Source organism: bacterium, from assembly GCA_035505375.1.
Classification (GTDB): domain Bacteria; phylum Hydrothermota; class Tepidihabitantia; order Tepidihabitantales; family Tepidihabitantaceae; genus UBA2258.
This window is the reverse complement of the sequence record DATJQV010000066.1, coordinates 85,687-91,686: the sequence shown is the minus strand read 5'-3', so window position 1 is coordinate 91,686 and position 6,000 is coordinate 85,687. Positions and strand designations below refer to the sequence as shown.

General features: G+C 62.8%; 3 protein-coding genes. All 3 read right to left on the bottom strand.

Annotated features, from left to right (window positions below):
* Nucleotides 1-249: 249 nt before the first annotated feature.
* Complete coding sequence (locus VMH22_10410) at nt 250-1,920, bottom strand: T9SS type A sorting domain-containing protein (protein HTW92107.1); 1,671 nt, start codon at nt 1,918-1,920, stop codon at nt 250-252.
* A 9-nt stretch (nt 1,921-1,929) separates the two neighbouring features.
* A complete protein-coding gene (locus VMH22_10405) occupies nt 1,930-2,595 on the bottom strand; it encodes a hypothetical protein (protein HTW92106.1) in 666 nt (221 codons plus the stop codon).
* 624 nt (nt 2,596-3,219) lie between these two features.
* A complete protein-coding gene (locus VMH22_10400; GenBank protein ID HTW92105.1) occupies nt 3,220-5,898 on the bottom strand; it encodes a sigma 54-interacting transcriptional regulator in 2,679 nt (892 codons plus the stop codon).
* Between the last annotated feature and the right edge of the window lie 102 nt (nt 5,899-6,000).

Here is a 6,000-nt window from a genome sequence, read left to right as displayed (position 1 = left end):
GTGGCTCGGTAACTCGTTCCCGCTGGCTTCATAGCTTCGGTTACCCTGACTATGCAGCGTTCACTATTGAGGCGGTTGCCAACCTTCCTCAAGCCGGACTCCCACCGGCTGGATAAACCAAGCTCTTCTCGGCGCACTCATTGGTTCCTCCTATTCCTCCGAGACACTGCTCCGTCTTGCAGAAACGTGAGAGGCTGCCCGCAGCGATGCGGACAGCCTCTGACTCTCACTGGTGTTGCCCGCCCGGACCTAACGCTCGACCACGAGCTTCTGGGTCGCGCTGAAGCCGTCGGCCTTCACCCTCACTACGTACACACCGGCCTCGAGCTTGCGCAGGTCCAGACTCACGGTCCCGACCGGCTTGGCCGCAATCGTCTTCGACATCACTCCCCGGCCGGTCGCGTCGTACACGTCAAGCGTCACTAAACCCGCTCTCGGCAGTGCGTATCGGACAGTCGCCAATCTCCCGAGCGGGTTGGGAGCAATCGATACCGACGGAAGTGCGGCGACCCCATTTCTTTCCGCGATACCAGGATTCCCTACGGTTAGCGGCCTGACTAGCGTGTCATTTCCCGTCCTGCCGTCGAATGGCAGGAGCGTGATACAGGTCATAGTGTAGTTGCCCGTCGTCGGCTTGACACTGCCTGAGAAGGTTACGGTGACTTCGTGGCCGGCAGCGACCGGCCCGGTGTTGGCCGAGTCCGAGTAGATAGGGTTGCCGATCGCCGGGTTCCGAACGATACTGAACTTGACCGGGATGTTGTCGCGGTCCACCAGGCCCACATTCTTGACGACGACCTGCGGAGTGAAGGTAGTGTTGGAGTCAATCTGTCCTTGCGGGACCGGGATGTCCGCGGCCGAGCCGTCGAGCAGCAGGGCTTGGTAGTAGGCGTCGATGCCCAAGTCCGATGAGGCGTCCCATGGGACTATTCCCCAGGAACCGGGACCGCCGCCATTGTACTTGCCCCAGTCGTTGCCGATGTGAATCGTGTCAGAGATGGTGTCATACGCCAGGTAGATATAGAACCCGCCCTTCTTTTCTTCCGTCGCATACCAGGAAACGAAGAAGGTGTCGCAGTCGACCACGATCGGCGGGTCGAAGCTTACCTCGTTTCTGTACTCAGCGGGCCAAGTGTCAGTGTGGAGTTGGCCGGCCCAAGTCCCGAGCTGAGTTCCGGGACTGCCGCCGGGACCGTCGTTTGCGTACACTCTAACTTCTGCGGAATAGTCATCCCCTGAGAAGCTTCTGAACCAGAGCACCGCCTTGTCTAGCGTCAAGGGACGCTTGGGAGCGGCGAACCTCTCCGCCATCTCGCTGCCCGAGAGGACCCAGGCGATGGCATTCTCAAACGTGCCGTCGTTGTAGGTAAGGTGTCCCTCGCCCCAGACCGCGACGGTGAAACGACCTGCCTTCCAGTCGTTCGATGTGTCCTCGTCGCCGGGAAGCGCCGTTGTCATCGTGTCGAAGTACACCTTTTCCTGGGTCGGCGGCCTCCAGGACGGGAAGGCGACCGTGTCGACGCAGCCGGAATCGATGCGCGCGACGTAGACGGTCTCAGGCCCGTAGACCCTCGCGCCGGCCGCGGAATCGAAGATCACGCAGATAACCGGTATGTTCGTCTGGGTCTGCGAGCCAAAGTTCTGCACCTTGCCGCGCGGGAAAATCCTGTCACCGAAGGGTATGCAGGCTTCGCCCGGCCAGGTGATCTTCAAGACGCCGACGTCGTTGTCATGTATTTGGCGAGCTATTCCCGGCAACAGGGAACCTGGGCGGCTGTGGGCGGCCGGCGCGGTAAGCCCGGGGTCGAGCAACATGCCGGCCGTTACGACACTTTGATCGCTTGCCTGCCCGGCGAAGAGGCAGCTTGCCAGCAACAAGCCGGCCACGACTGCCATTCCATAGCGGACTCTGGTCATCATCTTTCCTCCCTACTTTGTGACTACTACCTTTCGGACTTCCTGCAAATAGTGGTCTCCGACTCGCCGTTCGTCCCGCACAGCCCGCCTGCTCACGGCGCCGTAGCAGACGTCGCCCAGGCTCGTGTTTGGGCTTGAGCTTGTGCTTGAGCTGTACATGTCCTCATCCCAGATTGCGCGCACGGACCTGGCCAGCGCGACGAGCTCACAGGCATCGCCGCGGTATTCAAGACAGACGTAGCCGCGGCTGCTCGGGCGCTCAACCACGGCGTCGAGTCGGGCCTCTCTCGCATTTGCGGAGCTGGGATCATCGAGGAGGAGGACTGAGGCGACGACGCCGATTGCATGCAGGACCGGGCGCGCAGGATCACGGAGTAGATCGGCGCCGAAGAAAACCGTGAGCGGGACTTTCTCAAAGACTGGGGTTAGGGACTCGGGACTAGGGGTTTGCTCAGGAATTCGGACCCTAGTCCCTAGCCCCCAGTCCCTAGTCCCCAACGGGCCCGTATCTGCGATCCCGATGCTTCGCCATGCCAGGCGCACTTGCGGTGCGACCTCGTGAAAGAGAAAATCGGCAACGCTGGCCGCGACGGCGAAGTTACCCGGCAGCAACGCAATGCGAGACGGGACACGGCAGCCGAGCTCTCTGGCTCTTGCGGCCACGTCAGCGTACTCCACGATACTCCAAGGCACGGGACATTGTGGCTGTTCGTTCTGCATCAAACGAACCATAGGGCACATACTGTGCCATGATTACGCTACTGACGTAAGATGCGGTAGCTCAGTTGGATACGGAATGTGGCCACGGAAGATGATTGGCGATTCCAAATAGTGGCACACGGCACTCGCAGTCTCTGTTAAGCCAACTCTTTGAGCCATAAGATGTTATCAGCTTTGCTATTCCATTTATGGGACACTGCATTCCACTTATGGTACAATCGGTGTCGCCGGGCGAAAGCCAGCCAGCCTCCCATCTCTCCAGAACCGACTCTGAGCCACGAAACGGACAGCAGATCGAGTCAATCCACCGACTACCGAAGATTCCTCTCCTGGTTCGCGCCCGGAACCCCAATCTTCCGGAATCTGTGGAGTTTGCTCCGGCTCAGCTTCATCCGGCATCGTGGTTCCCGTCCGGAGCCTCAATCTTCCGGAATCTGTGGAATCTGTGGACGTCCGCTCCGACTCACCTTCATCCGGCTTCGTAGTTCCCGTCCGGAGCCCCAATCTTCCGGAATCTGTGGAATCTGTGGATGTCCGCTCCGGCTCAGCTTCATCCTGTCTTCGTGGCCGTCAATATCGGAATCATGGTATCTTGTGTTTGCGCAGGAGTCGGTAGAAGTGCGTCCGGCTGTAGCCGGCAAGCTTCATGGCCTCAGTCGCGTTGCCCTTGGCCCGGGCGAGCGCCTTCAGAAGCATCGCGCGCTCGGCCTTGTCCGCAGTCCTTCGTTTGGCGCGGCGCAGGCTTGTGGCCCGTCGCACCGGAGCCGCCGGCCGAGCCGGCCTGAACTCCGGCGGGAGGTCGGAGACCTCGACCTCATCACCGGCGGCAAGTACGACGCCGCGCTGGATTGCATGCTTCAACTGACGGATGTTGCCCGGCCAGTCGTATCGTGCAAACAACGCCATGACCTCCTCACTAACCCGGCGCACCGGACGCTTGTACTCCTGGGCGGTGCGAGCAACGAAGTACTTCGTGAGGAGCGGGATGTCCTCACGCCGCCGGCGCAGAGGCGGCAGGACGAGCGGGATGGGGTTGAGCCGGAAGAAAAGGTCGGTGCGAAACTTGCCCTCGCGGGCGCGCACGGCCAGGTCCATGTTGGTGGCGGCGATGACCCACACATCGACCGCCATTTCTTTGGTCCCGCCGACGCGCGTGATCTTGTGGTCTTCGAGGACCCGCAGCAGCCTCGCCTGCAGGGCCGGGCTCATGTCTCCGATCTCATCGAGGAAAATGGTTCCGTTGCGGGCCAGCTCGAACTTGCCCGGCCGCGCTGCGACTCCGGTCGCCGCGCCTTCCTCGACCCCGAAGAATTCGGCTTCAAGCAGGCTTTCCGGGATGGCCGCGCAGTTGACCGTGATGAACGGATGGTCGGCGCGAGGGCCGGACTCGTGCAGGGCGCGGGCGACAAGTTCCTTGCCCGAGCCGCTCTCGCCGCAAACAAGCACCGCCACGTCCGTTGTGGCTATGCGCGGTATGAGCTCCAGCACTTTGAGCACCTCGGGGTTGCGGCCGACCACGCCCCGAAAGCGCAGTCCGGGTATCCGACGGGTACGGCCCGCCTCGATCGTCGTGAGCCTGCCCAGCTTGGCCAGCAATGGCGCGAGCGTCCGAGACACCAGGTTCAGATTCCGGGGCTCGACCCGCGACGCGAGCGGCCGTTTGCGTCTGAGCCAGACGTGACCGAGCAGACGGCGGCCCTGCCTGACCGGCAGGAGCAGGTCAAGGTCTGACTGGAACAGCGACGCGCGACGTCGGGGCAACTCGGTCAGGTCAGGATTGCCTTTGCTGGCAACCGCGCGGCCGTTCACCAGCACCGCGCCTTGCTCGAATCGAAGGTTGTCGCAGATCATCGCCAGCGCAAGGTCGACCAGGCGGTCAACGGCGAGGTCGAGCGACATGATGCTCATCAGCCCCTGGACAAGGGCGGTGGGACGGTCGGCCTCCACTTCCAGCCGGTACAACAGCCGGCTCGCCTCTTCGGCCTCGGCCGGCACCGCGAGCCGGCGGAATGTCCGGGCCGCGGCCTGCAGCAGGGGCAAGGCTTCCTCCGACCGGTGGAGTTCAACGAGCAGGCGGCCGTGCTGCAGCCGGGTCTGCGCAAGCTCGTAGGTATCGCCGAATGGACCAAGCGCGGCCTCAGACCGGGCAAGAAGTTCAAGCGCGGAATTCGAGTCGGAGCGCGCAGCCGACAGGAGCGCCTCGACGCGCAGCGCCTCGCCCTGTTCCTTCCGTAGGTTCAATTCTGAAGCAATGCGCCCGGCCTGCGCCAGCAACTCGCGAGCAGCCTCGATCCGTCCCTGGGCCAGCGCCAGCTCGGCTCGGCGCAGCCCGGTGCTCGCGAGCAGATAGCGGTCTTCCGCGGCCTCGCCCAGTTGCACGGCTTCGTTCAAGGTCTCCTCGGCCCGGGCAAGTTCTCCGCGCCGGAAATGAACCCAACCAAGATTCGAGACCGCCTCCCGGTACACGTAGCCCGAGTGCTTTGACTCGCGGCCTGCCTTGATGACCGCTCGCAGCATCTGCTCGGCGGCTTCGTAGTCGGTCCGCCTCGACGATAGCTCACCCAGCGACATCTGTGTCGCCAGCAACAGCGGATGAAATCCATGTTCCTCACAGAGCGCGACGGTCCGATGGTAGTGTTCGGTCGCCTCGGCCCAACGCCCCATCAAAACCAGGACCCAGCCGACGTTGCGCTGGTTAACCGCTCGGCCATAGGTATCTCCGGCCTTGATACTCGCCTCCAAAGCCTGCCGAAGGTACGCAAGGGCCTTTTCCAGGTCGCCCTGCTGACAATTGACGCCGGCGAGTTGGTTTAGCGCTTTCTGTTCTCCCAGCCCGAATCCGGTCTCACGGCTCAATCGCAGGGACTCCTCGAAGCAGCCCAGAGCCTGCTCCAGTTCTCCACGCTCCTGGTGTATCAGACCGACGAGGTTCAATCCCGTGGCGCGATTCTGCCGGTCGTCGGTGGCAACACCTGCTCTCAGCATCATGTCCGCGTATCGCATGCTGCCGTCGTAATCACCGGCCCAGCGCAGCAGGTCACTGAGGACTGCCGCGGCGCTCAGTCGGGATTCCGCGCCCCCCGCTTCCTCGGCCTCCTCGACCACTTGTTCCAGCAGGGGTCTGGCAGCGGCAGGGTCGGTGAGCGCGAGTTCCTCGGCCAGCGCCAGCCTGGCCCTGACGCGCTCGGCCGGCGTCACGGCATATTCCAGCCGTTCGCGCAGGACCTGGAGTTTATCAGGAGCTTCGCTCGCGCCACTCATGATTGGACAGTGGTCAGCATAGTCCTGACCCTTGCCAAGTCAAGCGGCGGCTCGGTTGGGGCCAGAGGCTAGGGGTCGGGGATCGGGGGTCAGGGGTCGGGG

Excerpts from the sequence above, each read along its gene's own strand:
- VMH22_10410 (HTW92107.1), bottom strand. The coding sequence starts at position 1,920 with ATGATGACCAGAGTCCGCTATGGAATGGCAGTCGTGGCCGGCTTGTTG.
- VMH22_10400 (HTW92105.1), bottom strand. The coding sequence starts at position 5,898 with ATGAGTGGCGCGAGCGAAGCTCCTGATAAACTCCAGGTCCTGCGCGAA.